This is a genomic window from Natronorubrum tibetense GA33 (assembly GCF_000383975.1).
In the GTDB taxonomy this organism is placed as follows: Archaea; Halobacteriota; Halobacteria; order Halobacteriales; family Natrialbaceae; genus Natronorubrum; species Natronorubrum tibetense.
In genome coordinates this window covers 3,892,624-3,918,113 of record NZ_KB913017.1, presented here as the reverse complement: position 1 = coordinate 3,918,113, position 25,490 = coordinate 3,892,624, and the positions used below count along the sequence as shown (strand labels likewise).

Sequence of the window (25,490 nt, the reverse complement as noted above, 5' to 3'; positions counted from 1 at the left end):
CCCATCGACCGAGCGGGGTGCTTTTGAGCGCCCCGCGCCGATACCGAGACGGATGCTGACGAAGGACCTGTTGCGCGTCTCGCGGGCCGGTGGCGGCTACCACCCCCAGTTCGCCGACCGAGAGCATCGACCGCTGGCCGCCCGCGTCATCGGAACCTATCAGGGCCACGTCGGCGAACCTCGCTCGGCGCTCGAGGACGCAATAACTGACCTCGAGCGCGACGCCGAGGACTTCAAACTCGTCCGCGGCTTTTCCGCCCTGCTCGAGCGCGAGGCCACCTTCGAGACAGACGCCGCCCTCGAACCCGAACGTGCCCGAAAAGCGGCGTTCGAGGCCGCCGAGGCCGTCGGCGTCGTCACCGAAGACGAGCGAGCGATGGCGCTCGTTCGCGCCGGCGAGTCGCTCGGCGTCTCGGCGGACGACCTCGAGCGCGCGCTCTATGCCGACCTCGAGGAACGACAGCTGCTGACAGCACTCGACTCACCGTGGGATCCCGACGGCCTCGTCGCACAGTACAACCTCTCGCTGGCCCAGACGGCGCTGTTCGACGCGACGGAGATTCGCGTGCGCTCGAGCGACCCCAAAGCGTTGATTTCGGCGATCAAACGGCTGCGACTGATGTACGAAATTCGCCGACTCGAGGGCGAAGGGACGAATCACCCGGAACGCGACGGGATCGTCGAACGCGAAATCATCGTCACCGGGCCTACGCGGCTCTTTCGGGCGACTCGCCGGTACGGCACTCGCTTCGCGCGGCTCCTGCGCACCGTCGTAAAAGCCGACGAGTGGCACCTCGAGGCGACCGTCGACGACCGCGGGACCGAGCGTACGCTCATGCTCTCTCACGAGGATCCCGTCAGCGTTCCCGACGCGGACCCGGTTGCCGAGGTCTCCTTCGACAGCGGCGTCGAAGCCGATTTCGCCGGACGGTTCTCGAATCTGGGACTCGAGTGGGACCTCGTACGGGAGCCGGAGCCGCTTGCGACCGGAACGCGCGTGATGATCCCGGATTTCGCGTTCGATTACGAACACGCCGATTTCCGGGTCTACTTCGAAATCATGGGCTTCTGGACGCCGGAGTACGTCGCAAAGAAGCTCGGACAGCTCGAGGGACTCGAGGACGTCGAACTGATCGTGGCCGTCGACGAGTCGCTGGGCGTCGGCGAAGAGATCGCCGCTCGAGACTTCCGGGCGATTCCCTACACCGACACCGTCCGCGTCAAGGACGTCGCCGATGTCCTCCGGGAGTACGAACGTCAACTCGTCGCCGAAAGCGCCGCGTCGCTGCCCGACGAACTGCGGCCCGACGCGGCTGTCGTCTCGCTCGAGACCCTCGCCGCCCGCCACGGCGTGAGCGAGGACGCACTCGCTGATATCTCGACACCCGACCACGAGCGGGTCGGCCGAACGCTCGTCAGGCCGGCGGTACTCGACTCGCTCAGCGACGATCTCGAGGCCGGGATGAACCTCGCGGCGGCCGAAAGCACACTTGAGAACGTCGGAATTTCCGACTCGAGTGCCCTCCTCTCGGCGCTCGGTTACCGCGTCGAGTGGGAGGGACTGGCAGGCGGAACGCTAGTCGAGCGCTAACGAGAGTCGGCGAGGCGTCGATCAGCTGTCGCACTGGTGGATCGATCGACGAGACTTGCTCTCCAGCTTTCTGTCGATTAAACGAAAATATTGTTGATCGCGTTCAGACCGTCTTCGGTCCGGCTCGACCGTTCGCTCGAGTGAGACGGTATGCACCAGGATCCCAGCCGAACGGCTCGTGGGAAGAAACTTGTCAGGATACCGTGCGACTGCCGGTTCCCGATCGCGAACATGGACTCCGTTCCAACGATATTAGTAGGTATCCTTAAGCCGTTGAGATGTCAGTGTCCATATGTGCACGACTCGTGAAGGATTCTCGCTCTACTGAACCCATGCAGATCTTGCTCGTCGAGGACAATCCCGGCGACGTTCGCCTGATAGAGGAGGCGTTCCGGGAGGCGAACGTCGAGACGACGTTCCACACGGTCCACGACGGCGATGCGGCCCTCGAGTTGCTTCGCGAGCGACAGCGAGCCGGTTCGACCACCGAACTCGATCTTGCGCTACTAGATCTCAATCTCCCACGGATTAGCGGGTTCGAGGTCTTAGAGGAGATCAAGAACGACGACGAACTGACCGCGCCGCCGGTGCTCGTCCTGACGAGTTCGAAGGCCGAAGAAGATGTCGCCCGGAGCTACGAACTGTATGCGAACGCGTATCTCACCAAGCCGAGCAACCCCGACGAGTTCACAAAACTGGGAAAAGCGGTCGAAGCGTTCTGGTTCGAGGAGGCGACGCTGCCGCCAGCCCCGGCGTGATCTGTCGATTCTTGACCTGACACAGCTCCGGTGCCACCCCGATCCGTTCGAGTTCTCATCCCACCGGCCCCACCATTATCCCCGCAGACGGTGTAGAAACGAGTATGCCCGCCGACACGCCCGGCATCCACCACGTCACTGCGATCGCGAGCGATCCGCGAGAAAATCACGAGTTCTACACGGAGACGCTCGGTCTGCGACTCGTCAAGCAAAGCGTCAACCAGGACGACGTCTCGGTCTATCACCTGTTCTACGCGGATCACGAGGGGGCGCCGGGAACGAGTATGACCTTTTTCCCCTACACTGACGCTCGGCCCGGACAGGTCGGGGCGGGCCAGGCCAGCGCCGTCTCGTTTCTCGTCCCCGCCGGATCGATCGACTACTGGCGCAAGCGACTCGAAGACGCCGGTGTCGACCTCGAGAAGCCCCGCGAACGGTTCGGCGACACCGTGCTCTCCTTTGTCGATCCCGACGGACTCCCGCTGGAACTGGTCGCCCGCGAGGACGCACCGTCGCCGAATCTACCCGAGAGCCCGGTTCCCCACGCCCACGCGATTCGCGGTTTCTTCGGCGTCACGCTCTCGTTGACGAGCGGCGACGCCACCGGCGAGCTACTGAAAGAGATGGGGTACCGACAGACCGACCGCGACGGGAGCCGATACCGGTACGAAGCGGACGGCGACCTGGGATACGTCGTCGACGTGCGCGAGGATCCGCAGGCCCCCCGCGGGATTCCCGGTGCGGGAACCGTCCACCACGTCGCGTTTCGGGTCACGAGGCACGACCAGCCCGACTGGCGTCAGCTCCTGATGGATCGGGGGCTTCGCCCGACCGGAATCATCGACCGCAAGTGGTTCGAGTCGGTCTACGCCCGCGAACACGGCGGAATTCTCTTCGAGTTCGCGACTGCGGAACCGGGCTACACGGTCGACGAAGAGCTCGACGAGTTAGGCGAACGGCTCGTCCTCACCGAGTGGCTCGAGGACCGACGCGAGGAGATCGAAGCCGGATTGCCGGCGCTCTCTCCCTGATCGGTCAATTCTCGGCCGGTCGACGGAGCGTCGAGTGAGTTGCGCTACAAATCGCGCTGTCGTCCCTTGGGGACCATCGACCGCAGTTCGCCGTGGACGTAGAGGCCGATCCCCAGCGGCTCGAGGTTCTCTCGCTCGACGGCGTCACCGTCTCGCTTTGGTCGGCTCTCCGGCTCGGCCCCGATCTCGTGGGCACCGATCAGGTAGCCCCAGTCGCCGTCCCAGCGCTCGATCTCCTGGTCCTCGCCCGCCGCGAATGCGCGCGCCTCCTGCCGGTCCAGTTCGATCACGCACTCCGTGGCCTCGCGGCCGAAGCGCTGGGCGAAGTCCGTCGTCGGCTTCCAGTGTTCCTGTCTGGTGCGCAGGCAGGTCATTCCGATGGCTTCGATCTCGAGCGGCGTCTCAGCCTCGCCGGCGTAGATCCAGATCTTGCCGGCGCCTTTCTCCCAGAACGTGTAGTCGTCGAAGGTCTCGGCGGGGATACCGAACCGATCCGCGAAGTAGTCGACAACTTCCGCGCGACTGGCTCGACCCTCGACGGTTCGATCGCTCGGCGTTTCGGGAAGTCGATCGAATCGCTGGCCGTCGTTATCTGCAGTCATTCGGCGGTCACCTCCAGTTTCGCGACGAAGAAGCCACCAGTATCGTTCTGGTGCGGATAGATCCTGATCGCTTGCTTGAGGCTCTCGTCGAAGGTTTCGCCCTCCCACTCCGTGAGTCCCGGCGAGTGCTCGAGTTCGATCTCGAAGTCGACGACGCGACAGGACTCCGCCTCGAGTGCGTGCTGAACGACGGCCTCGTTCTCCTCGGGGGCGAAGGTACACGTCGAGTAGACGACCGTGCCGCCCTCGCGGGTGGCCTGGATCGCTCGTCGCAGGATCCCTTTCTGAATGCCCGCGATCGAGGAGATGTGGCCTTCCGACCAGTTATCAAGCGCGTCTGGGTTCTTCCGGATCGTTCCCTCGCAGGAACAGGGGGCGTCGACGAGCGTCCGGTCGAACTCGTCGAAGGGAAACCGCTTCAGCGAGTAGTTGCGCGCGTCATCGACTGTCACCGCCAGACTCGTCGCCCCGAGTCGCTCCGCGTTGAATCGCAGGGCCGAGATGCGACCGAGGTTGTTGTCGTTCGCGACGACGGTCCCGCGGTCGTCCATCAGCGCCGCGATCTGGGTCGCCTTGCCTCCCGGCGCGGCACAGCAGTCCCAGACTCGCTCGCCGGGTTGTGGATCGAGAACGACCGGCGGCACTGCCGACACCTCCTCCTGGCCGTGGGTAAAGCCGTGGAACGACGTCCACGTCGACCCCGGTGAATCGGTCTCGAGACGCAACACTCGTGGGTTCCAATTCGCCTGTTCGTACGTGACACCGTCCTCGTCTAGGGTCTCGAGCGTTCGCTCGACGGACGCCTTGATGGTGTTGACGCGCACGGCGTTGCCGAGCGGTCGCTCGCAGGCCGCGAGAAACGCCTCGAAATCGTCGACGATGGGTCGATACCGCTCGAATGGCTCCATTAGCCCGGAATTCGGGTGCCCGGCGTTTGTGGGTTTCGAAGCGGCCGGAGCCGCTTGGCTCGCGCGCCCTCGATTTTAAGCCGCCGCCGACAGTCCTCTCACACATGGCACAGATCTGTTTACAGGAATCGGAGGCCGACCTTGAGGAGCCGACGCTGATCGAGGGTTTCCCCGGGCTGGGCCTCGTCGGGAAGATCGCGACCGACCACCTTGTCCGCGAACTCGACATGCGCTACTACGCGGGTGTCGACTGTGAGGGACTACCGCGAATCGGCGTCTATCGCGGCGGCGACCGGACGGCTCGCCCACCGGTACGGATCTACGTCAGCGAGGAGCACGATCTGTTCGCACTCCAGAGCGACGCGCCGATCGGATCCGAGGCCGTCGGTACCGTTTCCGACTGCGTAACTGAGTGGACCGTCGCCCAGGAGGCGACGCCGATCTATCTCAGCGGGCTTCCGTCGGAGCGGGAGGAGGCGCCGGATATCTACGGTATCGCGACCGGTGACGCCGGCGAGACGCTCGAGGCCCACGACATCGATGTCCCGCCCGAAGACGGCGTCATCACCGGGCCGACCGGGGCGCTCATCAATCGCGCCGCACACCGCGATCTTGACAGCGTCGGGCTGGTCGTCGAATCGAGTCCGCAGTTCCCCGATCCCGAGGCCGCGAGCGTCCTCCTCGAGGAGGGAATCGCACCGATCGCCGACCTCGAGATCGACGTCGAAGACCTCCTCGACCGCGCCGAGGAGATCAAAGAGAAACGCGAACAGTTCGCCCAGCAGATGCAACAGATCGGACAGGAGGAGAGCTCGCAGGCCCAGCCGCTGCGGATGTATCAGTGACATCGCTCGCGTTCTATAGTAGCCACTGACCGTCACTGCACATCCGATCGCAGGCCCGCGTTGCGATCCGTGTGTCAATCGTTTCAGTCGTTAGGGTAGACGGCACCACCGCAGGACCCGTCGCTCACCGGAACCCGCGGCGGCCCCAACTCGGCCCAACGGCGCCTCGCCAACTCGAGCCGGCGTTTGGTTATTTAGGGCCACTCACCGTCGGTGCAGGTATGCACGTGTTAGTTCCAACCGACGGCTCCGAACCCGCTCGAGCAGCGCTCGAACACGCTACCACGGCGTTTCCCGACGCATCTGTAACGCTGTTGCACGTAATCGATCCGGCGCTGACGATGTACCGCGGCGAAATGTCGTACGACTACCAGCGGCTCATCAAACTCGAGACGGAACGCGCCGAAACGTTCCTCGACGCAGCCCAGGAGTTCGCCGACGAGCACGGCGTGTCGGTGACGACGGAGATCCTCCTCGGGACGCCCGCCCGCAGTATTGTCACGTTCGCGACGGAGAACGACGTCGATCAGATCGTCCTCGGCAGCCACGGTCGGTCCGGCGTCTCGCGGGTCCTGCTGGGCAGCGTCGCCGAAAAGGTCGTTCGCCGGTCGCCGGTTCCCGTGACGGTCGTTCGGTAATCGGTCGATCGTCGCCACGCAGTCGACTCGAGTCGGCCGCGGGATCGTCCGAAACGATGGCCGGACGGCGATCCCGCGGGTGAGATTTTACAACAGTCTCCGTCGAACGATTAGTGGATGGCACGATCGATCCTCGTTCCCCACGACGGCTCGGAGCACGCACAGAAAGCGCTGCAGTACGCCCTCGAGAGCTTCCCGGACGCGCGAATCGTCCTCTTTCACGCGATCGATCCGTTCGAGGTGACGCCGAACGCGGAGGAAGGGCGTCCGCCGCTGACCGAGGAGTGGCTCGAGCGTCAGCGAGCCGAGGTAGCGGACCTCTTCGAAGCGGCGCGCGCCGAGATCGACGCGGACGAGGCGACGCTCGAGACGGACACCGCGTTCGGCTCCGCTGCCCAGTGTATCGTCGCATACGTGGGTGAGAACGATCTCGACGGTATCGTCATGGGGCACCGCGGTCGGGGCGGTCCCGCTGATCTGCGACTGGGGAGCGTCGCCGAACTCGTCGTCAGGCGCGCAGACGTACCGGTGACTGTCGTCCGATAGCGTCTCTCGCACGCGACGATGGCAGCCGATTGCCGCCGATCGTTCGCTCCCCCCGTCCGGAGACGGCTATCAACGCCTAACAGTTATCCGAGACGGCGTGGACGTGTGAGTGAAATGACTGGTCCCCGACCGAATATCGTCTTGATTACGTGCCACGACCTCGGACAGTACCTCGGTTGTTACGACGTCGACATCGAGACGCCCCGGATCGACGGCCTCGCGGCGACTGGCGCCCGCTTCGAGAACCACTTCGTGACGGCGCCGCAGTGTTCGCCCAGCCGCGGCAGCCTGATGACCGGCCGATTCCCTCACGTCAACGGGCTCATGGGGCTCGCTCACGGCGACTGGGAACTCCACGACGACGAGCGCATCCTGCCGCACTATCTCGGCGACGCGGGCTACGAGACGCACCTCTTCGGCCTCCAGCACATCACGCAGGACACCGACCGACTCCGCTACGACTACGTCCACTCCGAGGGAAACCTCTACCCTGGCGTCTCGCCGTCCGTCCACCAGGCGAATAGGGCACGAAACGTCGCCTCGGTCGTCTCGGGCTTCCTCGAGCGAGAGGCGTTCGACTCGCCGTTTTTCGCGTCGATCGGTCTCTTCGAACTCCACCGCGTCGAGGAGGAACACGGCCGGTTCGGGTTCGATTCTGACCACTACGAGACGGACGACCCTGACGAAGTCCCGCCGTTGTCGTACCTTCCCGACCGCCGGGGCATTCGACACGACCTCGCGGAGATGCGCGGGATGGTGTATGCCGTCGACGACGCCGTCGGGACGATCCTCGACTCGCTGGCCGAGACCGGTCTCGAGAAAGAGACGCTCGTGATCTTCACCACCGAACATGGCATCGCCTTTCCTCGAGCCAAAGGGAGCTGTTACGACGCCGGCATCGAGGCAGCGTTGGTTTTCCGTTATCCGGGCCTTGTCGACGACGGAAGCGTGTACGACGAACTGATTAGCAACGTCGACCTCCTGCCGACGCTGCTCGAACTCGTCGACATCGACGCGCCGACCGATCTCGACGGACGCAGCTTTCTGCCGCTCCTGACCGACGACGGGTACGGGGAGCGCGACCGCGTCTTCGCGGAGATGACCTGGCACGACATGTACAATCCGGTCCGCGCGATACGGACGGAGCGGTACAAGTACATCCGAAACTTCTGGCACCTGCCGAAGGTGTACCTCACGAAGGACATCTTCGCGAGCGAAGCCGGACGGATGGTCCGGGAGAGAGACGGCGTCCCCGCCCGAGCGTACGAGGAACTGTACGATCTCCGGGAGAGTCCCCAGGAAGACGAGAACGTCGTCTTCGAACCCAGATACCAGGACGTTCGGATGGACCTCTCGGGTCGACTTCACGACTGGATGGTCGAGACCGACGACCCTCTGCTCGACGGGCCGGTCGTCTCCGGCGACTACGAGACCATTACGGCGTGGCCCCACGAATCCGACTGAACGACCGCCGCGCTACCCTATTCGGTCTGCTCGAGGGAGGGACGGAGTGAGGTTGGCTGGCGGACGAGTGCCATACCAGAGTCGTTTGCTCCGAAGACGTCGAATGCGATTCCCGAACCGAGAATACCTGTCAATCCGACGCGTTCGAGGTTTTTTAATGTCCGCGTTGTAGCGACTCGCTATGACTGGGTTACGCTGGGTTCAACTGACGGCGGACGAACGAGACGCGTTTCTAGACACCGGCGGTGTCGGTGTCCTTTCGTTTGGGTCGGACGCGGGCGAGTCGCCTGCTTCCCTCCCCGTATCGTACGGCTACTACGCCGACGCCGGAAACTTCTACTTTCGACTCTCGTTTCCACCGGACAGTTCGAAGAGCGACGTGATCGACAGGCCGGTATCGTTCGTCGTGTTCGACGAGACTGACGACGGCTGGCGCAGCGTCGTCGCCACCGGCTCCCTCGAGGAGTTGGCTGACGCCCCGGCCGAGTCGGCCGCCGTTCAGGGAATGTGGGCGGTTCAAATCCCGACGGTCGACGTGTTCGACCGTCCGCGCGAAGAGATCTCGTTTCGAGACTTCCGGCTCGTTCCGGAGACGCTGACAGGACGAAAGAGCGTCAGCGAGTGAGCGGGACCACCGACGATCGGCGTTTACACGGATTAGATTTCGTCTCTCGCCGTGTGGCTTACGCGTCGCGGCGAGCGGCCGACAGTACGGCGGGATGCGTCGGACGGTTTCCGTCCTCGTGACGGCGTCAAAACACTTCCCACGTATTTTTAGTTCCCGAACTCTTTCGAGCGGATAACAATGACAACGAAGTCGGTGTCGTACGACATGGTCGTCGTCGGAGGCGGAACGGGTGGCTGTTTCGCCGCGGCGACCGCCGCTCGAGCGGGACTCGACGTCGTCCTCCTCGAGCGAAAGAGCGAGGACGAGGGCGGCTACATCGCCTGCGGGGACGGCATCAAGGGGAAGAGTACGTTTCCCGATGTCGTCGACCGCGACCGACTCAGGGAGGAATCGTTCACCAACGAGGCGATCACACGGGGCATCTTCGAGAACCCCCAGTCGGGCGACTCGCTCGAGATTCCGTTCGACGAGACGGGCGCGGTCGTCGACCGGTTCCGGTACGGACAGGTGTTGCTCGAGGAGACCGACCGCGCCGGCGTCGAGTTGCACTACGACACGGTCGTCAACGACGTGATCCAGCCGAACGGGCAGGTCGAGGGCGTGACGGCGATTCGGGACGGCGACCCGCTCGAGTATCGATCCGATATTGTCGTCGACGCAGCAGGCGCGCTTTCTGTCTTGCAGGACAAAACGGACCTCTCGGGGTCCACGTTCGATACGAACGTCAACTACTCGCAGTTCTGCTCGGCCTATCGTGAGGTGCTCGAGGTACCCGAACCGGTCGACTGGGATGACGCGCTCGTCTTCAAGCCGACCGAGGAACTGGGCTATCTCTGGTACTTCCCGCGGTCGTCGACGGAGATCAACGCGGGCCTGGGCTTCCAGATGTGCCAACAACCCCTGGAACTGGTCGACGTGCTCAAAGACGACATCGCGAACCGCGCGGAGTTCGCGGGCGCGACGGTGAAGAACAAACTCGGCGCGGCCCTCCCGACGCGACGGCCCTACGACTCGGCCGTCCACCCCGGCTACGTGGCTGTCGGCGACGCTGCAGCGCACGTCAATCCCTGTACCGGCGGGGGGATTCCCGGGGCCGCGAAGGCGGGCCACTGGGCCGCCGAGGCCGCCATCGAAGCGATCGAGGACGGCGACGTGAGCGAGGCCGCGCTCTGGGAGTACAACCGTCGCGTCCAGACCGACTTCGGCAAGCGATTCGCCGCGATGGACTGCTACAACATCTTCGGCACCGCTCGCGACCAGGCGGATCTCGTCTCAATGGTGACGGCGCTCCCCGGCCAGCAACTCGTCGACGCCATCGGCAAAAAGGGGACCACCGACATGAGTCTCGGGCTCAAACTCAAGACGCTCGTGAAGACGTTCGGCCACTGGGACACCCTCTACGATCTCTACAAAGTCCAGAACGCGGCTAGCTCGCTCAAAGACGTCTACGACAGCTATCCCGACGGTCCCGGCCAGTTCGAGGCCTGGCAGAAAGAGCGTGACTCTGTGATGGATCGCGTCTACGACATTACGGGTGCCCAGCCGAAGTATTAGGTATTGTTTCGTGAACCGTTCGTAAACGTCGGCCGAACCGCTTACCGGTCGAAGAACGAGTTAACTTATATCACACCGCGCACCGCTGCTAGCGGTATGTCACTCGAGTCGGAACTCACGCAGCTCTCCGCGACTGAACTTGCGACCCGAATTCGCAACGGCGACGTGACCGCGAAGGAGGCCGTCGAAGCCCATCTCGAGCGAATCGAACAGTTTGACGACGAGATCAACGCATTCGTCACGGTTTGCGAGGACGAGGCGCTCGAGGCGGCCGCCGAGGCCGACCGCGCAGTTGAATCCGATGAAGACGTCGGCCCGCTCCACGGCGTTCCGCTGGCGCTGAAGGATCTCGGCGCGCTCAAGGCGGGCGTTCGCCACACCTACGGCTCGGCGCTCTTCGCGGACAACGTCGCCCAGGAGACGTCTGCGATCGTCGAGCGACTCGAGGACGCGGGCGCGATCGTGATCGGGAAGACGAACACGCCCGAGTTCGGGCACAAGGGAACGACGACCAACGAACTCGTGGGGGCAACGGCGTCGCCGATCGACACCGACCTCAACGCCGGCGGCTCCTCGGGCGGCTCGGCCGCGGCACTCGGGGCAGGGATGGTCCCGCTCGCGACGGGCAGCGATGCGGGCGGCTCGCTTCGGATTCCGGCCGCAGCGTGTGGCATCTACGCCATCAAGCCGACGTTCGGGCTGGTTCCCGACGACGGCCGACCGAGCGCCTTCGGCCGGACGACCCAACACGTCACCAAGGGACCGATGGCCCGTACCGTCGCGGACGCTGCAGTGATGCTCGAGGCGATGGCTGGCCCGCACTCGGCGGACCCCTCGAGCGTTCCCGTCGAGATCGACTACCGATCTGCGGTCGAGACTCAGATCGACGACTATCGGATCGCCTACAGCCCGGATCTGGACGCGTTTCCGGTCGACGAGGCAGTGAACGAGGTCGTTGAGGAGGCCGTCGTCGCGCTCGAGTCGGCGGGCGCGACCGTCGACGAGGTCTCGATCGACCACGGCTACTCGATGGCCGAGCTGCAGGAGGCGACGATGGCGACGTATATGATCTCGATCCTCGAGACCGCGACCACCGTCGAGGAGGCACACGGGATCGACTTCCGGGACCACCCCGACGAGGTCACCGATAGCCTGCTCGCGATGATCCACATCGGCGAAGGATTCGGTCCGGAGGAACTCGCCCGCTCGGGGGTCGTCCGGACTGGCTTTTTCGACGCCGTCCAGGACGTGCTGGCCGACTACGACCTCCTCGTGACGCCGACGCTCTCGCGGGCCGACGTCGGCCTGGAGGAGGACCTCGAGTCCAGCGCGTGGGACTGGCCGCTGACCTGGCCGTTCAACTGGACGGGTCACCCAGTCGGTGCCGCGCCGGCAGGGCTGACGGGGGAGGGCCACCCCGTCGGTCTGCAACTGGTCGGCTCCCGGTTCGAAGACGATCGGGTCCTCGCGGCGAGCGGTGCACTCGAGCGCGAGCGACCCTGGAAATTTCTGTACGACTGGTGAGTAGCCTGGCGTTTGCCCACTCACCGATCTCTGCCGAACTTCTCGCTTACCGGCCGGAGCGTCTGTGCCGTCGGGAGCGTCCAGCCGTAGGTGACCGCCGCGAGCCGCGTCCCGACCGTGACGGCTGCGCACGCGGCTGCGGCACCGCTTCCGGTGACGCCGATAGTCAAACCGATCCAGTAGGTGACGCCGCCCAGCACGGCACAGCTCGCGTAGAAATCTTCGAAGAGGATGAACGGCGTCCGATCCAGCAGGATGTCCGCGATCGCCCCGCCGCCGACCGCGTTGATCGTCGCGATGGCGACGACGCCGAAACTCGAGACGCCGGCTTCGGTCGCTACAATGGCACCAGCGGTCGCGAATGCGGCGAGGCCGACGGCGTCCGAAACGAGCGTGATGGGGTGATCGTCCGGCGACTCGAGCGCGATCGACAGGCCGATCGCCAGCCCGACACCGAGCAAGCCGAGCGCGATTTCGTTCGGGTCGCTGAGCGCAAGCGGGACGCGGTTGACCAGGAGGTCGCGGGTGACGCCGCCGGCGAACGCCGTGGCGAGCCCGACGACGGCGATGCCGAACAGATCGAACGACTCGCGGATCGCCTTGCTCGCACCGACGAGCGCGAACGCGACGAGCCCGACCGCGTTCATCGCGACGAACGGATCGGCGAACAGGACGGTTTCGAGTACCTGTACCACTGGTTCCACTCAGTTGGGGGACCGCCTTGAGCGCTACGAAGCCCCATCCGTTTCGGCGGTTCACCGCACTCGAGTGGGTCGAGGGACGCTTCCGAGGCGGAACCCGAACCGCTCACCGCAATCCAAACCCATTTTCGCGTCCTGACCCTCGTCTCGCACATGGGAACAGAAGACGCCGAAACCGTCGCGCCGGGAACGTGTCCAACCGCGAACGGGATGCCGATGCTCGGACTCGGCACCTGGCAGAACGACGATCCGGAACAGTGCGCCGAGAGCGTCCGGACGGCCCTCGAGACGGGCTATCGCCACATCGACACCGCGCAGATCTACGACAACGAGGAAGCCGTCGGCGACGGGATCGCACGAGCCGATGTCGACCGCGAGGACGTCTTCCTCGCGACTAAAATTTGGGCCTCGAACCTCGCACCCGACGACGTCCTCGAGACGGCCCGTGAGAGCATCGATCGACTCGGCGTCGACCACGTCGACCTGCTGTACGTTCACTGGCCGGCCCGAGCGTACGAAGGCGAGGAGACGCTCTCGGCGTTCTCGGAGCTGTACGACGAGGGACTCGTCGAGAACGTCGGCATCAGTAACTTCCTGCCCGAACAGGTCGCCGACGCCGTCGACAGCTGCGACGCGCCGATTCTGGCGAACCAGGTCGAACTGCACCCGATGCTCCCGCAACCGGAGCTTCGGGAAGCCTGCGAGAACGCCGGCGTCGAGGTCGTCGCCTACTCCCCCATCGCTCGGGGTGCGGTGTTCGATCAGCCCGAGATTCAGGCGGTCGCCGAGAAACACGACGTCAGCGAGGCGCAGGTCAGTCTGGCCTGGCTGCGCGAGAAGGGCGTGACGGCGATTCCGAAGGCCACGGGCGAGGAACACATTCGCGACAACTGGGCGTCGCTGACGCTCGAGTTGGATCGCGAAGATGTCGAACGAATCGACAGTATTGACGAGACGAACCGCGAGGTCGATCCCGACTTCGCGCCGTGGAACTGACGGCCGCTGGCGGGTAACTGCGGGCTGTGGGTCCGGTCGACGTACCATTAGTGACCTATCTTCGATCGGGAATAAGCAGGAAAGTTTACGGTAGCCCGGCTTTTTGGCACGCGTATGTCCACCCGCTCACGAAACAGTGGCGGTGGTGGGGTCGTCGGTGCGATCCGGACCGACGTACAGCGGTTACACGGCGCCTGGATGGAACTCGTCTTTCCGCGCCAACGTGGCCGCGGCCACTCCGTCATGGGGAAGTGGAAACCCGAAACGCTCCCCCAGAAGGTCGGCTACCATGGCTGGAGCATTCTCGGACTGTTCGGCTTACTGCTCCTTTACCCACTCACCGTTATCGGCCTCGCAACCCGCTTCTACGCGGCGAAACTCGACTCGACGCGGACCCGACTCGGCATCGTCGGCGTCACTGGCATTGCGCTGCTCGGCTGGGGATTGTTGACGCTCGTCTGGGGGGCGATGTCGTACATGGACCAGGCCGACATCCCGCTCGACGCGGTGCTCGCCGTCGCGGCCGCGAGCGGCGTCGCGACGCTCTCGACCGCGCTCGCCGCGACGTTTTCGAAAGTCGGCGGGCGTATCGTGACGGTCGTCCTCGCGTATCCGTTCGCGATGACGGCGCTGTTCCTGCCGCCGGTCGTCGCCGCCCTCGTGACGCCGTCGCTGCACCCGTACATCCTCGACCCCAGCTACGAGTTTGCGGCGTGGGCGCTCGACAACGTCCTCTTCGTCGGCGGGTTGAACGAGTACCTGCGCGGGAATTACCAACTCGAGGGAGCTGCCTACGCGGCGATGTGGCTCGGAATCTCGATTCCGCTGGGTTGGTTCCTCGGAACCCTCGTTGCGCTGGCGAATCTTGTGCGGCCCTCGCAGTAGCGGCGCGCCAACGCCCGTTTTCCACGGACAAAAACTGCTTACCGATTTCCGATATGATTAGGTGATCGACTCCTAACGGTCGCATATGGAGTTCAACGAAGTAACGACAGCAGTCGCGTTCGTCGCCGTGATCGCCATCGGCGTCGGCGGGATGATCGCCTCGGACATGATGGTGACCGAAACGATCCTGATGATGGTCGCGCCGTCGATGGTCGTCTTCGGCGCGATTATGCTGGCACTCGGGGTCAAATTCGGCGAGTACCGCGCGACGAACTGAGAGTTGTCGGTTTTCGTTTCGAGCAGCACGCGACTGCTCGAGTCCTGAATCGTCCGAAACGGAGAGCGAACGGGGAAAGAAAATCGAGTCGGCGTCGGTTAGCGACTGTCGACCGCGATCACATGTAGCCGAGATCGCGCAGGCGCTCCATCAGGTCCTCTTTGTCCTGGGCGCGGCCAGCGCGTTCGGTCGTTCCGTCGAGGTCCTGCAGCCAGGCAGGCTCCTCTTCGCTCTTTTCCGTCGAGATCTCGCTGCCGAGCGAACGGAAGCCGGCGAAGTACTTCGGTGAAATCGGGATGTCTTCTTGCTCGACGCCTTCGGGGAGGTCGTCGTCGCTCTGTGGGACGTAGCCGTCGTCCGGGAAGTTCTCGACCGTGTCCGGAACCACGAAGTTCCAGAACGCTTCCCACACCGCGGCTTCGTCGAACTGCAGAATTGGCTGGATGCGGTCGTGGGGCGGGTAGATGTCGGGGTCGTGACGCGGCGAGAAGAACGTCTCGTCGGCGCGGGCCTCTTGTTCGTCCCAGCGAACGCCGGAGATGACGCCGTCGATGTCGTACTCCTCGAGCGCGTCGTTGAGCGCGACCGTCTTCAGCAAGTGATTCCCGACGTAGGTGTCAAGCAGGAACGGGAACTCGTCTTCCTCGTACTCGAGGATCTCCCGAACGTGGTGTTGGTTGTGTTCGGAGAGATCCTCGATTGCGATCTCGTCGCCGGGGGTCAGCCCCTGTTCCTCGACGATGTCGCCGATGTCTTCGTTGCGTGCGTAGTAGACCTCGAGATCCCACTCGTCGGCCCAGTGGTCGACGAAGTCGTGGATCTCGTCGAAGTGCTGGTAGTGGTCGATGAAGACCGCGGGCGGTACCTCGAGGTCGAAGCGCTCGGCGACCTCTTTGATGAAGTACAGCGTGAGCGTCGAGTCCTTGCCGCCGGTCCACATCACGGCCGGGTTCTCGTACTCCTCGAGGCCCTTTCGGGTGACCTCGATTGCCTTCTCGATTCGATCCTGAACGTGTGGATAATCCTCGGGATCTTCACCCTCACCATCCTCATAGTCGATGTCGACGTATTTGGGGAAGTTTGCCGTCATATCGTGTAATGAGATATAATTACCACATTTAAACCCTTTGGGGGACCGGAAACGTCTGACGGGACCTGCGACGGTGGAGAGACGGCCGGGGTTACGTGTGCGTCTCGAGTGAGCTGATGCCGCGGTGAGTCTCGGACTCGTGTTTGTAAGGCTCTATACTGCCATTTTGGCGGCCCACATGGTTTCGCTCGAGGGGCTGAAATCTGCCACTCCTCTCGTGTGATTCGGTCACAATACGGCCAGTCCAGCGGCGGGGAAGGGAAACACCGCCGAGGATAAAACGAGGCCAGTATTGACAGTACCACAATCTGGAACGTTTCGAGAGCGGCTCGAGTAACTCCAGCCGCTCGATCCAGAAATACGGCGTGTCAGTCGTTGTAAGTAACGAACGGCTCGAAGAATCACGTTCGGCGAACGGTGATCGGACCGAATCCCCGGGTCGGAATGCCTCGGTCGTCGACCGGGACGATCGCCCGATCGATCGGCGGGACGGTCGACGCGTCGACTCCCGATGTAGCGTCGCCTACTCGTCTTCTTCGACGACTTCCGGGTCGCTCATCGCGCTCTGGAGGCTGTCGAGTCCGTTGATCCACTCGGTGACGAGTCCGTACTCGAGGTCCTCCGCGACGCCCATATCCAGCGCTTCGCCGTCGATAATGAGAGTCCCGGCCTGTGCAGCGTAGCCGAGCGCGGCGTCGAGTTCCTCGTCGGCCTCGGCGTCGGCCGCGGCGCCGAGATAGTCGCCCACGCTGCCCTCTTCCGGTGGGCCGCCGGCGATGTACTCCTCGGCGGCGAAGAAGACGCAGACGAGACTCGTCTGGACGCCGTCGACGAGGATCAGTTTCTCCTCGTCTTCGATATCGACCTCGCTGAGGACGATCTCGCGGACCTCGTTGATCTCCTCGAGCGCTTCCTCCTGTTCGAGATCCCCGTCGTCGTAGGCGGCGACGATCTTTGCGATCGCGATCGCCGTGTCGTCCTGCAGGTTCAACAGGAGTCGCGCCGAGTCTTCGTCTTCCGGATCGATCTCTTCGTCTTTGATTCGGCCGATCCAGTTCTGCCAGCGTTCCTCCGAGTAGAACTCGGTCGGGGGATTGCTCATACAGACACCTACACCGGCCGCTTGAAATGCCTTTCTCTACTGTATGCGGAACCGAACGAAGCCGTACGGGCGGGCTATGGCCGTTAGAGGGTCCCTTCCGTGTCGATTCCGTAGACGAGATCCGGCGTCTCGACGTGTGCGTTTCGAACCGCATCCGCGTGACCGTTCTCGAGCAACCACCGCACGCGTCGCGGGACCGTCTTCGGTCCCAGGACGGCTCCGGGCCGGTCCGGGTCGTCGATATAGTCGGTCTCCATCAGGAACGGCTCGCCCCGTTCGGCGGCCGTCTCGAGGGCGTCTTTTTCACACATCACGCTCGGAATCGGTCCCTCGAGTCGGCCGCCTGCGTAGTGTTTGACGACGTTGTGTCGCGGGAGTCCCGCCTCCTCGGCCCACTCCGCCACCTCGGTCATCTCCTCGCTGGCTTCGGTGTGGAGTTGGACGGCACACTCGAGGTCGGCGGCGCGCTCGAACGCGCGGCACATGACATCGTTCGAGGCGTTCCAGACGGCATCCTCGACGTCGTAGTGTGGACGGCCGGACTTCAGCGCCAGCGCGTCGCCGGCCTCGACGTACTCGGCCGCGACGTCGATTCCGGCTTGCATCAGGTCGCGCGCGTCCTCGGGGCTGAACCCGCGGTCATCGACCAGCCGCGAGATCAGGCCGGGATGGATGCCCAGTACGGGCCAGGCTCGCCCCTCGAGTTCCTTGTCGGCCTCGGCGACGATATCGATCGTTCGCTCGAAGACGGCCCGGAAATCCTCACCGGCCTCGGCCTCGACACCGAGGTGCCAGGAGGGCTTGTTCACCACGAGCAAGTGCGTGCCACCCATGTGGGCGAAGTCCCGGACGGCGTCGATGCCGCGGTGGTTGTCCGGATCGAGGTGGAGGTGGTTATCCAGCACCGGCGTCTCGTCGTCGATCATAGCCGACGGTGGGCGGCCCGCGCGGGAAAAATCTCCGACTTCGGACCGAACCGAGGCAATTGAGACTCGTGACCACGTCTCGAAGCGTGCCGGCGGGAGTACCACGAAAACGTCGAGCCCTCCCGGGCTCGGAGTCGACCCAGATCTCACCGTCGTGAGTGGTGATGATCTTCCGATAGAGCGCGAGTTTGACACCTGTCCTCTGATACTCATCGCGGCTGTGCAGGCGTTCGAATACCTGAAGATTCAGTCTCGCTCGGTGGGATCGATGTCGATCCCCTCGTCGCGAATCGAAGACCGGACGTGCGCCTCGAGCGAACCGGCCGTCAGGTACCGAGCGTAATCGCCTCGTCGGCCGCGTTCTGCAACGCGTCCGAGCGGCCGTGTGACCCCGGTGCGACGGCGATCGTCTCGATGCCGACGGTCCCCGCGTACTCGAGGGCAGGTTTGAAATCCGTATCGCGGGAGGCGATCGCCAGCCGGTCGATGGTCCCCTCGCTGCACAGCGCGGTCGCGTCGACGGCGAGTTTGACGTCGACGTCGCCGCTGGTGATGATCACCTCGAATCCCCGCGCCTCGGCGGCCTGAATGAGACCCGGCGTGGCGTGTTCGTCGAGATAGAGGCGAATAACGCCGACGTGGCCGAGATCGCGGGCGACGTCACGAAGATCGTTCAGGTCGACGTCGAACTCGTCGCGCAGGACGTTCGGCCCGTCGACGAGCAGCCCCACCGTCGGCTCGGTCTCGAGTTCGGGGTCGGGTTCCGCGAGGCGAGCGAGACGGGCGCGAACGCGGTCGATCATGCCGTCCGATTTCCGCGCGCGAGAAATAGTTCTACCGAAAGGCACCGACTGAGGCGGGATTGGCGACATCGGTTAGCGGGCAATAACCCGACTCGAGTCACTCTCGTATTCGACGCACGGCTGGGAAACTCGCGACGTGTTTGTTCGTCGTTTCGCGAGTATCTAAGGGCCGTAATTCAAATGTTCCTCTTTTATCTGCAATTGTATTTTGATCCTGGGTGTAGGCTGCGCATATTTCTAGAAATAAACGAATCGAAGTTCGATAAGGTTTTACTAAGTTCAAGTTTTGATGACTTTCGTTCCATGCAACAGAACGATCCCCCAGGGGATGACGACACAAGCGGATACAACCGGCGGTCGATCCTGACCGGAGCCGGTTCGGTCTCAGTCGGCGGGCTGCTCGCTTCGACCGGACTCGTCAGCGCCGACGACCGGGACGATGGTCGGGACCCGGGCCCGAAAAAAGACGAGATTCTTATCGGAGTTTCGCCGTCGGTATCGGACATCGATCGCGAAATCGGACCGCAGATTCCCGGCGACGCGGGGATCGAACACACGAACGAGACGATCCACTACGCGGTCGTCTCTCTCCCGGAGGAACTGCCGGAGTCGGCTCGCGAGTCACTCATCGAAACGCTCACCAACATCGATCAGATCGAGTACGCCGAAGAGAACGCGACGCTCGAGGCCCTCGGCACGCCCAACGATCCCTACTACAGCAGCCAGCACGCGCCCCAACAGGTCAACTGCGAAACCGCGTGGGAGACGACCTACGGAAGCGATGACGTCACCATCTCCATCGTCGATCAGGGGATCCAGTACGACCACCCGGTGCTCGAGGACCACATGGACGACAGCGTCTCGAATCACGGACGCGAGTTCGTCAGTGGCGGCAGCGATCCGTACCCGATCGCCGGTGACGAACGACACGGCACCCACGTCGGCGGCATCGCCGGCGGCGGAACGAACAACGGCACTGGCCATGCCGGAATCAGCAACTGCTCGTTGCTCTCCGCTCGAGCGCTCAACCGGCAGGGTCGGGGCTCGCTTTCCGATATCGCCGACGCGGTCCAGTGGTCGGTCGACGCCGGCGCGGATGTCATCAACCTCTCGCTGGGTTCCTCGAGCGACTATCGGACGCTCCGTTCGGCCTGTCGGTACGCCGTCGACAACGACGTGTTGGTCGTCGCGGCCGCCGGCAACTCGGGGTCGTACGGCGTCGCGTACCCGGCGGCTTACGATGACGTAGTTGCCGTCTCGGCGCTCACTGCCAGCAATTCGCTCGCGTCGTTCTCCAACAGGGGGTCCCAGATCGACCTCGCTGCGCCCGGCACCCGCCTTATTTCGGCGGTTCCCTGGGACAGCTACACCAGAATGTCGGGCACGTCGATGGCGGCTCCGGTCGTCGCCGGCGTCGCCGGACTGGTGCTGTCGGCGTACCCGGGCCTCTCGGGAGGAGAAGTGCGCGAGCACCTGCAGTCGACGGCCGTCGATGTCGGTCTCTCCTCGAACGCGCAGGGTTACGGTCGCGTCGACGCCGGCGAGGCCGTAACTACCGTTCCCGAGGGATACGACGGTGACGAGCGCGACGGCGAGGAAGACGACGGCGAGGAAGATGACGACAACGAACTCGAGGAACGTCTCCTCGCGTTCATCACTGAACCCGACGCCAGCAACGCGGGCTACGAGTTCACGGCCGAAGATACCGTCGAGTTCACCGAGGCACCGTACGACAGTCCATCCGGCAGGAGCATCGAGGGCGGCACGTACACTGCCGAAGACTTCATCGACGAGGAGGGGGAGACGGTCCGCGCCGGCGGGGTTACCGGCGGCGGATACGGCGATGCCTTCACCGTCTCCGGTCCGGTGACGTCGATCGATCTCGACCAGCCAGACGTGATGTGGATCGAACTCGACAGGGAGGAGCTGAGCCCCGAGGAGGTCATCGACGAAACTGGTGGCGACCCCGACGAACCCGACGAGGAGGAACCTGACGAAGACGAACCCGACGAGGAGGAACCCGACGAAGACGAACCTGACGAGGAGGAACCTGACGAAGACGAACCTGACGAGGAGGAACCTGACGAAGACGAACCTGACGAAGACGAACCTGACGAAGACGAACCTGACGAAGACGAACCTGACGAAGACGAACCTGACGAGGAGGAACCTAACGACGACCAACCCGACGAAGATGAGCCAGACGATGACGACGAGGAACCCAGCTGCGGCAACGAAACCGCGAGCGAACGCTTCGACGGCGAACTCGACGCCGGCTGGACGGGTGACAGTGACCGGTACACCTACTCGCTTCGGACGGACGACCCGTGTTCGGCGACGCTCACGCTCGAGGGGCCATCGGATGCCGACTTCGATCTCTACGTGACGGCCAACGGACTCCCGCCAAGCAAATGGATCCACGACGAGTCGTCGACTGGATCGGGCGCGTCCGAGGAGGTCTCGCTCGAGCTCTCGGGCGACGAAGAGATCAGGGTACGGGTCGACGCCGACAGCGGCAGCGGCGAATACGAGCTTCGAATCGACGAACGGGGGCGATAACCGGGTCGGAGCGACACCGGCTCGACGCACTCGAGCCGGTCATTCAACTGAAGCGGTAGCGTGGAGTCCCCTTCCTCAAGGAACGAGTGAAACGAGTGAGTAGGGAGGGGAGGAGCGCGTTCGTATAGACTATAAACGCTTACCCATAAGTAGCCACACAATCACACTGAAACTGTGGCAGACGACTACGTGCGTCGGACGGCAATCACTCGTCTCGAAATCACGGACGAGCAACGCGACCTTCTCGAAGATACTATCTCCGAGTGGAAGCGTGGTTGTCAAATCGCCACTGACATGGCGTGGAAAAAATGCAACGCTAAAAGCGACGTGCAACCCCTCGCCTACGATGACGTACGCGAACAAACCGACCTCGGTAGTCAGCACGCGATTCTCGCTACCCACCAAGCCGCCCAAGCCATCACCGGCTGTATCGAACGTCGGTCCAAAGGCAAGAAGGTGAGCAAGCCAACATTCACTGCACCCACAGTGAAGTACGACACCCGGACCATGATGTTGTTTGAGGACGATACCGTGTCGCTCTCCACAACAGAGAGCAGAGTCCGATGTCAGCTCGCTCTCCCCGACGCCGACGATGGCTACCAACGGCAGTATCTCGATTCAGACACATGGAACGTCACGGAAAGTACGCTCACCGCCCGTGACGGTGACTACTTCCTGCATATCGGCTTCCGCCGACACAAGAACGATGCTGAGAGGAACACCGCCGAGGACGGAACGGTCCTCGGGGTTGACCTTGGTATCGAAAACCTCGCTGTCACCAGCACCGCCTACTTCTTTTGCGGACGGGAGCTAACCCACAACCTCCGTGAGTTTGAGAAAGTGCGTGGTGGACTCCAACAGATCGGGACGCGAAGCGCCCACCGAACGCTCGAACAGTCGAGTGGCCGGGAACTCCGGTACGTCCGGGACGTGCTACACCGGGCGTCGAATGCAATTGTGAACGAAGCACTTCGGTATGAGTGCGACGTGATCGCATTCGAGGACCTGACAGACATCCGCGATTGCACAGGCGCATCGTGGGGACACAAATGGGCGTTCAGAACGCTGTACGAACAGGTGGAGTACAAGGCCGAAGCGATGGGCGTTTCGGTGGAGCAAGTTGGTTCAGCGTACACGTCGAAACGGTGCGCCGAGTGTGGGTTCACAGCAGACGAGAATCGTCCAGCACGAAACGACTTCCACTGTGTGAAGTGCGAGTCGAAGGCGAACGCAGATTACAACGCAGCGAAAAATATCGGAATACGGTATGTCCGTCGAGGCCAACAGTCGTCTCGGCGGACGGGCAACAGTCAGCTTGCCCTGAAGTCTGGAACGGCGACGCCAAGTGGCGGGTTCACCGCCCACCTGGATGGGTTCGAGGCCGAGTTCATGGACAAGCCCCACCCTCCACGAGCGAACCCGTCAGGGTGAGCGAAGTAGGGTGGGGTAGTTGACTCGCTGGGAAAACTTATCGCTGTAACTTCCACCAAATCTCAGTGATATTGTGAGAACTGTGCTGAATACAGAGCGTGAATGTCGCACGAGTCAGAGCGCGATCAACGCGGAGGGGCGGATGCTCAGTACAGGGTAGGGAGTTACCGCTGCGGTCGAGCCACAAGCGCAGCACCCGCGAGCGACCAACGGGAGCGAGCGGCCTTTTTAGCGTAGATTTTTGCGCCCAGCGCGGGACCAAAGGTCCCGCGAGCCGTGCGAACGGGCACTTCGTGCCCGTGAGCAGAGAGCGGTTCCGAACGAAGTGAGGAATCCCGAGGCGGAAAAAGGTACTTCTGCATCCATACTGTGCGTGTAGCCCAAGTTACAATACGGCTGAGGAGTAGGGTTCCAACAGAACTACTCCATATTAACCCGGTACTTTCTGTATTTCCTATACGAAGAGAACCAGCAATAGCCCTATATCGATTTCACTCGCCTACTCAGTCTAACCAATGGGGTCTACGCACATGCAGTTCAACTCTAACGCGACCGTTCTAACGATTTGTGTACTTCTTGCAATGGCTATGATTGGGCCATTCGCAGTGGGTACCGGGGACGCTGCGGATGCACAAGAAGTGGATGGTGACGAACCACTTGAACCGAAGGTTATCGATTCGATGATTGAGGAGACGATAACTGAACACGACGTGGCAGGGGCAACGGTCGCGTACGTGGAGGGAGACGAGATCGTCCACGCTGAGGGCTATGGGTATGCCGACTACGAGACGGGTGAGTCTGTCGATCCGGATGAAACCTCCTTCATGATCGGATCGGTCTCGAAATTGCTGGTCTGGACCGCGGTAATGCAGGGCGTAGAAGATGGCACGCTCGACCTCGATGAACCAGTCGGGACGTACCTCGATGCCTACGAGTTCGAAGGCGACGACGAGGTAACGCTTGCACACCTTGCAACGCACTCAGGAGGATACGATGACCGCTTCGAAGGGATCTTCGTCCAGGAACACAGCGAGATCGATGAATGGGAAGAAAAACTCGAATCGGAGATGCCGCCACAGATCTGGGAGCCTGGCGAGACGATCTCGTATTCGAACCACGGTACCGTCCTTGCCGGCCTCGTCGTTCAGGAAGCGTACGGCAAACCCCTCGAGTCCCACATTGAGGACGAAATTTTCAACCCACTGGGGATGGACAGCGCCACGTTTGTCCAACCCGCTCCAGAAGACCGAACGCTTTCGAAGGGGCACGTCCCGGTCGACGACGGGTTCGAAACGCGTGATCCGACGATCGTTGGTATTCCGCCAGCTGGTTCGGTGAGTGCCACCGGACCCGACATGGGTGCATTTGCGCTCGCTAAACTCCAGGACGGAGCAGTCGAACACGACGGTGAAAATGTCCAGATCCTCGAGCCTGCGTCAGTCGTGGAGATGTTCGATCAGCAGGCGACGAATCATCCAGGTGTACAAGGATTGGGATACGGGTATATGTTGAGCGAATATCGTGGCGAGCAACTTGTCATGCATACCGGTGGAACCGAGTACTTTCACACGTTGTTCGTCTTGTTTCCCGAACACGACGTTGGTCTCTTCGTGAGCTTCAATTCGATGGCACCCTTCGACGATGTCCTCGACGGATTCATCGACGAGCGATTCGTACCGGCCGAGAGTTCGATCGAATCGGACCCGGCGACGGCTGATCGAGCGGACGAGTACGCCGGGGAGTACCGGATGACAACGTTCCAGACGACACACGAAAAGTTCCTGGGGCTGGCTCAAGGGACAGTGACGGCCTCCGTGACCGATGACGGCGTGCTCGAACTCACATCATCAGCAGGTGAGAAGACTCGATGGGTCGAGGTCGAACCGGGCGTTTTCGAGCCCAAAACCGACGATGATGCAAGCTTCGGCCAGACGAGCGTGGCGATCGAAGATGGCTACCTCTACATGAACGCACCAGCACCACCATTCGAACGCCTCTCGTGGTACGAGACGGCGGGTTTCCAGGTCAGTCTCGCCGGCGCAGTTATTGTGACCCTCCTCTCAACGATTGTCATCTGGCCGATCAACGCCTATCGACACCGCGGTTGGGGAGCGATGCGCGGGTATCTGAACCGCCCTCGCCTCGCAATCTTGGGATGTGTTGCCCTTCTGGTGGCGTTTATCGGTGGCGTCGCGTTGAATCCGCCGTTCGATATGGCGTCCTGGGTGTACGGCTTCTCGCTCTGGCAACGGCTGACGTTCGTGCTGCTGTACGTCTTGGCCATCGGAGCCGTAGTCACGGTGGTCTCGGTTGGCATTGAGTGGCAACGAGTTTTCGTCGCCCGCGACCTCGATGCAGGATCAACTAGCCGGTACGGTCTGGTATATCTGACCACGCTGGTAATGGCACTTCTCGTCTTACTCTGGCAAGCGTGGTACTGGAATCTATTCACAGCGGCGTTTTGAACACCACCCTACGCAGTTTGAATCTCATCTCGTGTTGCGTTCGCGCCTTGTATTCAGCACGGTAATCTGAATATTCCTTATCCCTGATAGACAGTTCAGTGTTCGATAAGCATGTGTAGTGAACGGATCTCTGTTGATGAGGTGTCGGTGAGGACGAGCGTGTTGC

At 62.7% G+C, this 25,490-nt stretch carries 23 protein-coding genes and 1 pseudogene; 17 read left to right on the top strand and 7 right to left on the bottom strand.

Annotation, left to right across the window (positions count from 1 at the left end; genetic code table 11):
* The first annotated feature begins 52 nt into the window (after window positions 1-52).
* The 3 genes from NATTI_RS0120105 (at window position 53) to NATTI_RS0120095 (ending at window position 3,380) form a co-directional block, all read left to right on the top strand.
* A complete protein-coding gene (locus NATTI_RS0120105) occupies window positions 53-1,591 on the top strand; it encodes a DUF790 family protein (protein ID WP_006088020.1) in 1,539 nt (512 codons plus the stop codon).
* A gap of 332 nt (window positions 1,592-1,923) precedes the next feature.
* On the top strand, window positions 1,924-2,349 hold the full coding sequence (locus NATTI_RS0120100) for a response regulator (protein WP_006088021.1): 426 nt from the start codon (window positions 1,924-1,926) through the stop codon (window positions 2,347-2,349).
* 104 nt (window positions 2,350-2,453) lie between these two features.
* Window positions 2,454-3,380, top strand: coding sequence for a ring-cleaving dioxygenase (locus tag NATTI_RS0120095; RefSeq protein ID WP_006088023.1), 927 nt, complete (start codon window positions 2,454-2,456; stop codon window positions 3,378-3,380).
* 44 nt (window positions 3,381-3,424) lie between these two features.
* Here the strand turns inward: NATTI_RS0120095 and NATTI_RS0120090 are convergent, their stop codons facing one another.
* Together NATTI_RS0120090 and NATTI_RS0120085 are read right to left on the bottom strand one after the other, a co-directional pair.
* Complete coding sequence (locus NATTI_RS0120090) at window positions 3,425-3,982, bottom strand: DUF7122 family protein (RefSeq protein ID WP_006088024.1); 558 nt, start codon at window positions 3,980-3,982, stop codon at window positions 3,425-3,427.
* Entirely contained in the window at window positions 3,979-4,890 is a 912-nt protein-coding gene (locus tag NATTI_RS0120085) for an RsmB/NOP family class I SAM-dependent RNA methyltransferase (protein WP_006088026.1), read from the bottom strand. The genes NATTI_RS0120090 and NATTI_RS0120085 overlap by 4 nt, the downstream gene beginning before the upstream one ends.
* A gap of 104 nt (window positions 4,891-4,994) precedes the next feature.
* Here NATTI_RS0120085 and NATTI_RS0120080 point away from each other — a divergent pair, with 104 nt between their 5' ends.
* The 7 genes from NATTI_RS0120080 (at window position 4,995) to NATTI_RS0120050 (ending at window position 12,089) form a co-directional block, all read left to right on the top strand.
* Window positions 4,995-5,735, top strand: coding sequence for a proteasome assembly chaperone family protein (locus tag NATTI_RS0120080; RefSeq protein WP_006088027.1), 741 nt, complete (start codon window positions 4,995-4,997; stop codon window positions 5,733-5,735).
* A gap of 221 nt (window positions 5,736-5,956) precedes the next feature.
* The gene (locus NATTI_RS0120075) at window positions 5,957-6,373 is read left to right on the top strand and encodes a universal stress protein (protein WP_006088029.1); all 417 of its coding nucleotides are present in this window, start codon (window positions 5,957-5,959) and stop codon (window positions 6,371-6,373) included.
* Window positions 6,374-6,490: 117 nt separating this feature from the next.
* A complete protein-coding gene (locus NATTI_RS0120070) occupies window positions 6,491-6,919 on the top strand; it encodes a universal stress protein (protein ID WP_006088031.1) in 429 nt (142 codons plus the stop codon).
* Window positions 6,920-7,033: 114 nt separating this feature from the next.
* Window positions 7,034-8,383, top strand: a complete 1,350-nt coding sequence (locus tag NATTI_RS0120065; protein WP_006088033.1) for a sulfatase family protein — start codon at window positions 7,034-7,036, stop codon at window positions 8,381-8,383.
* 181 nt (window positions 8,384-8,564) lie between these two features.
* Window positions 8,565-9,008, top strand: a complete 444-nt coding sequence (locus tag NATTI_RS0120060; RefSeq protein ID WP_006088035.1) for a pyridoxamine 5'-phosphate oxidase family protein — start codon at window positions 8,565-8,567, stop codon at window positions 9,006-9,008.
* Window positions 9,009-9,188: 180 nt separating this feature from the next.
* Window positions 9,189-10,565, top strand: a complete 1,377-nt coding sequence (locus NATTI_RS0120055) for a geranylgeranyl reductase family protein (RefSeq protein ID WP_019992073.1) — start codon at window positions 9,189-9,191, stop codon at window positions 10,563-10,565.
* A gap of 96 nt (window positions 10,566-10,661) precedes the next feature.
* Entirely contained in the window at window positions 10,662-12,089 is a 1,428-nt protein-coding gene (locus tag NATTI_RS0120050; protein WP_006088038.1) for an amidase, read from the top strand.
* A gap of 20 nt (window positions 12,090-12,109) precedes the next feature.
* Here the strand turns inward: NATTI_RS0120050 and NATTI_RS0120045 are convergent, their stop codons facing one another.
* Complete coding sequence (locus NATTI_RS0120045) at window positions 12,110-12,736, bottom strand: trimeric intracellular cation channel family protein (protein ID WP_086009524.1); 627 nt, start codon at window positions 12,734-12,736, stop codon at window positions 12,110-12,112.
* 207 nt (window positions 12,737-12,943) lie between these two features.
* On the opposite strand from NATTI_RS0120045, the gene NATTI_RS0120040 reads away from it, so the two are divergent.
* The 3 genes from NATTI_RS0120040 to NATTI_RS0120030 all read left to right on the top strand — a co-directional run bounded on the left by NATTI_RS0120040 (window position 12,944) and on the right by NATTI_RS0120030 (window position 14,948).
* Window positions 12,944-13,786, top strand: a complete 843-nt coding sequence (locus tag NATTI_RS0120040) for an aldo/keto reductase (RefSeq protein ID WP_006088041.1) — start codon at window positions 12,944-12,946, stop codon at window positions 13,784-13,786.
* 114 nt (window positions 13,787-13,900) lie between these two features.
* Entirely contained in the window at window positions 13,901-14,671 is a 771-nt protein-coding gene (locus tag NATTI_RS0120035) for a hypothetical protein (RefSeq protein ID WP_006088042.1), read from the top strand.
* A gap of 85 nt (window positions 14,672-14,756) precedes the next feature.
* Window positions 14,757-14,948 (top strand): DUF7333 family protein, encoded by a 192-nt coding sequence (locus NATTI_RS0120030; protein ID WP_006088043.1) that lies wholly within the window; start codon window positions 14,757-14,759, stop codon window positions 14,946-14,948.
* 118 nt (window positions 14,949-15,066) lie between these two features.
* Here NATTI_RS0120030 and NATTI_RS0120025 read toward each other — a convergent pair whose 3' ends face one another.
* The 4 genes from NATTI_RS0120025 to NATTI_RS0120010 all read right to left on the bottom strand — a co-directional run bounded on the left by NATTI_RS0120025 (window position 15,067) and on the right by NATTI_RS0120010 (window position 18,869).
* Window positions 15,067-16,038: a phosphoadenosine phosphosulfate reductase family protein gene (locus NATTI_RS0120025; RefSeq protein ID WP_006088045.1), complete on the bottom strand. Its 972-nt coding sequence runs from the start codon at window positions 16,036-16,038 to the stop codon at window positions 15,067-15,069.
* Window positions 16,039-16,561: 523 nt separating this feature from the next.
* Entirely contained in the window at window positions 16,562-17,140 is a 579-nt protein-coding gene (locus NATTI_RS0120020) for a DUF2150 family protein (RefSeq protein WP_006088047.1), read from the bottom strand.
* Between the two features lie 83 nt (window positions 17,141-17,223).
* Window positions 17,224-18,066 (bottom strand): TatD family hydrolase, encoded by an 843-nt coding sequence (locus NATTI_RS0120015; protein WP_006088048.1) that lies wholly within the window; start codon window positions 18,064-18,066, stop codon window positions 17,224-17,226.
* 326 nt (window positions 18,067-18,392) lie between these two features.
* Window positions 18,393-18,869, bottom strand: a complete 477-nt coding sequence (locus NATTI_RS0120010) for an NYN domain-containing protein (RefSeq protein ID WP_006088049.1) — start codon at window positions 18,867-18,869, stop codon at window positions 18,393-18,395.
* A 180-nt stretch (window positions 18,870-19,049) separates the two neighbouring features.
* On the opposite strand from NATTI_RS0120010, the pseudogene NATTI_RS27540 reads away from it, so the two are divergent.
* The 4 genes and pseudogenes from NATTI_RS27540 to NATTI_RS0119995 all read left to right on the top strand — a co-directional run.
* Window positions 19,050-20,384, top strand: a pseudogene (locus NATTI_RS27540) (S8 family serine peptidase); the annotation flags it as partial.
* A gap of 442 nt (window positions 20,385-20,826) precedes the next feature.
* Window positions 20,827-21,255 (top strand): pentapeptide repeat-containing protein, encoded by a 429-nt coding sequence (locus NATTI_RS27535; protein ID WP_394296561.1) that lies wholly within the window; start codon window positions 20,827-20,829, stop codon window positions 21,253-21,255.
* Between the two features lie 347 nt (window positions 21,256-21,602).
* Window positions 21,603-22,859, top strand: coding sequence for an RNA-guided endonuclease InsQ/TnpB family protein (locus tag NATTI_RS0120000; RefSeq protein ID WP_019992071.1), 1,257 nt, complete (start codon window positions 21,603-21,605; stop codon window positions 22,857-22,859).
* A gap of 587 nt (window positions 22,860-23,446) precedes the next feature.
* Window positions 23,447-25,324: a serine hydrolase domain-containing protein gene (locus tag NATTI_RS0119995; protein WP_241434248.1), complete on the top strand. Its 1,878-nt coding sequence runs from the start codon at window positions 23,447-23,449 to the stop codon at window positions 25,322-25,324.
* Window positions 25,325-25,490: the final 166 nt, after the last annotated feature.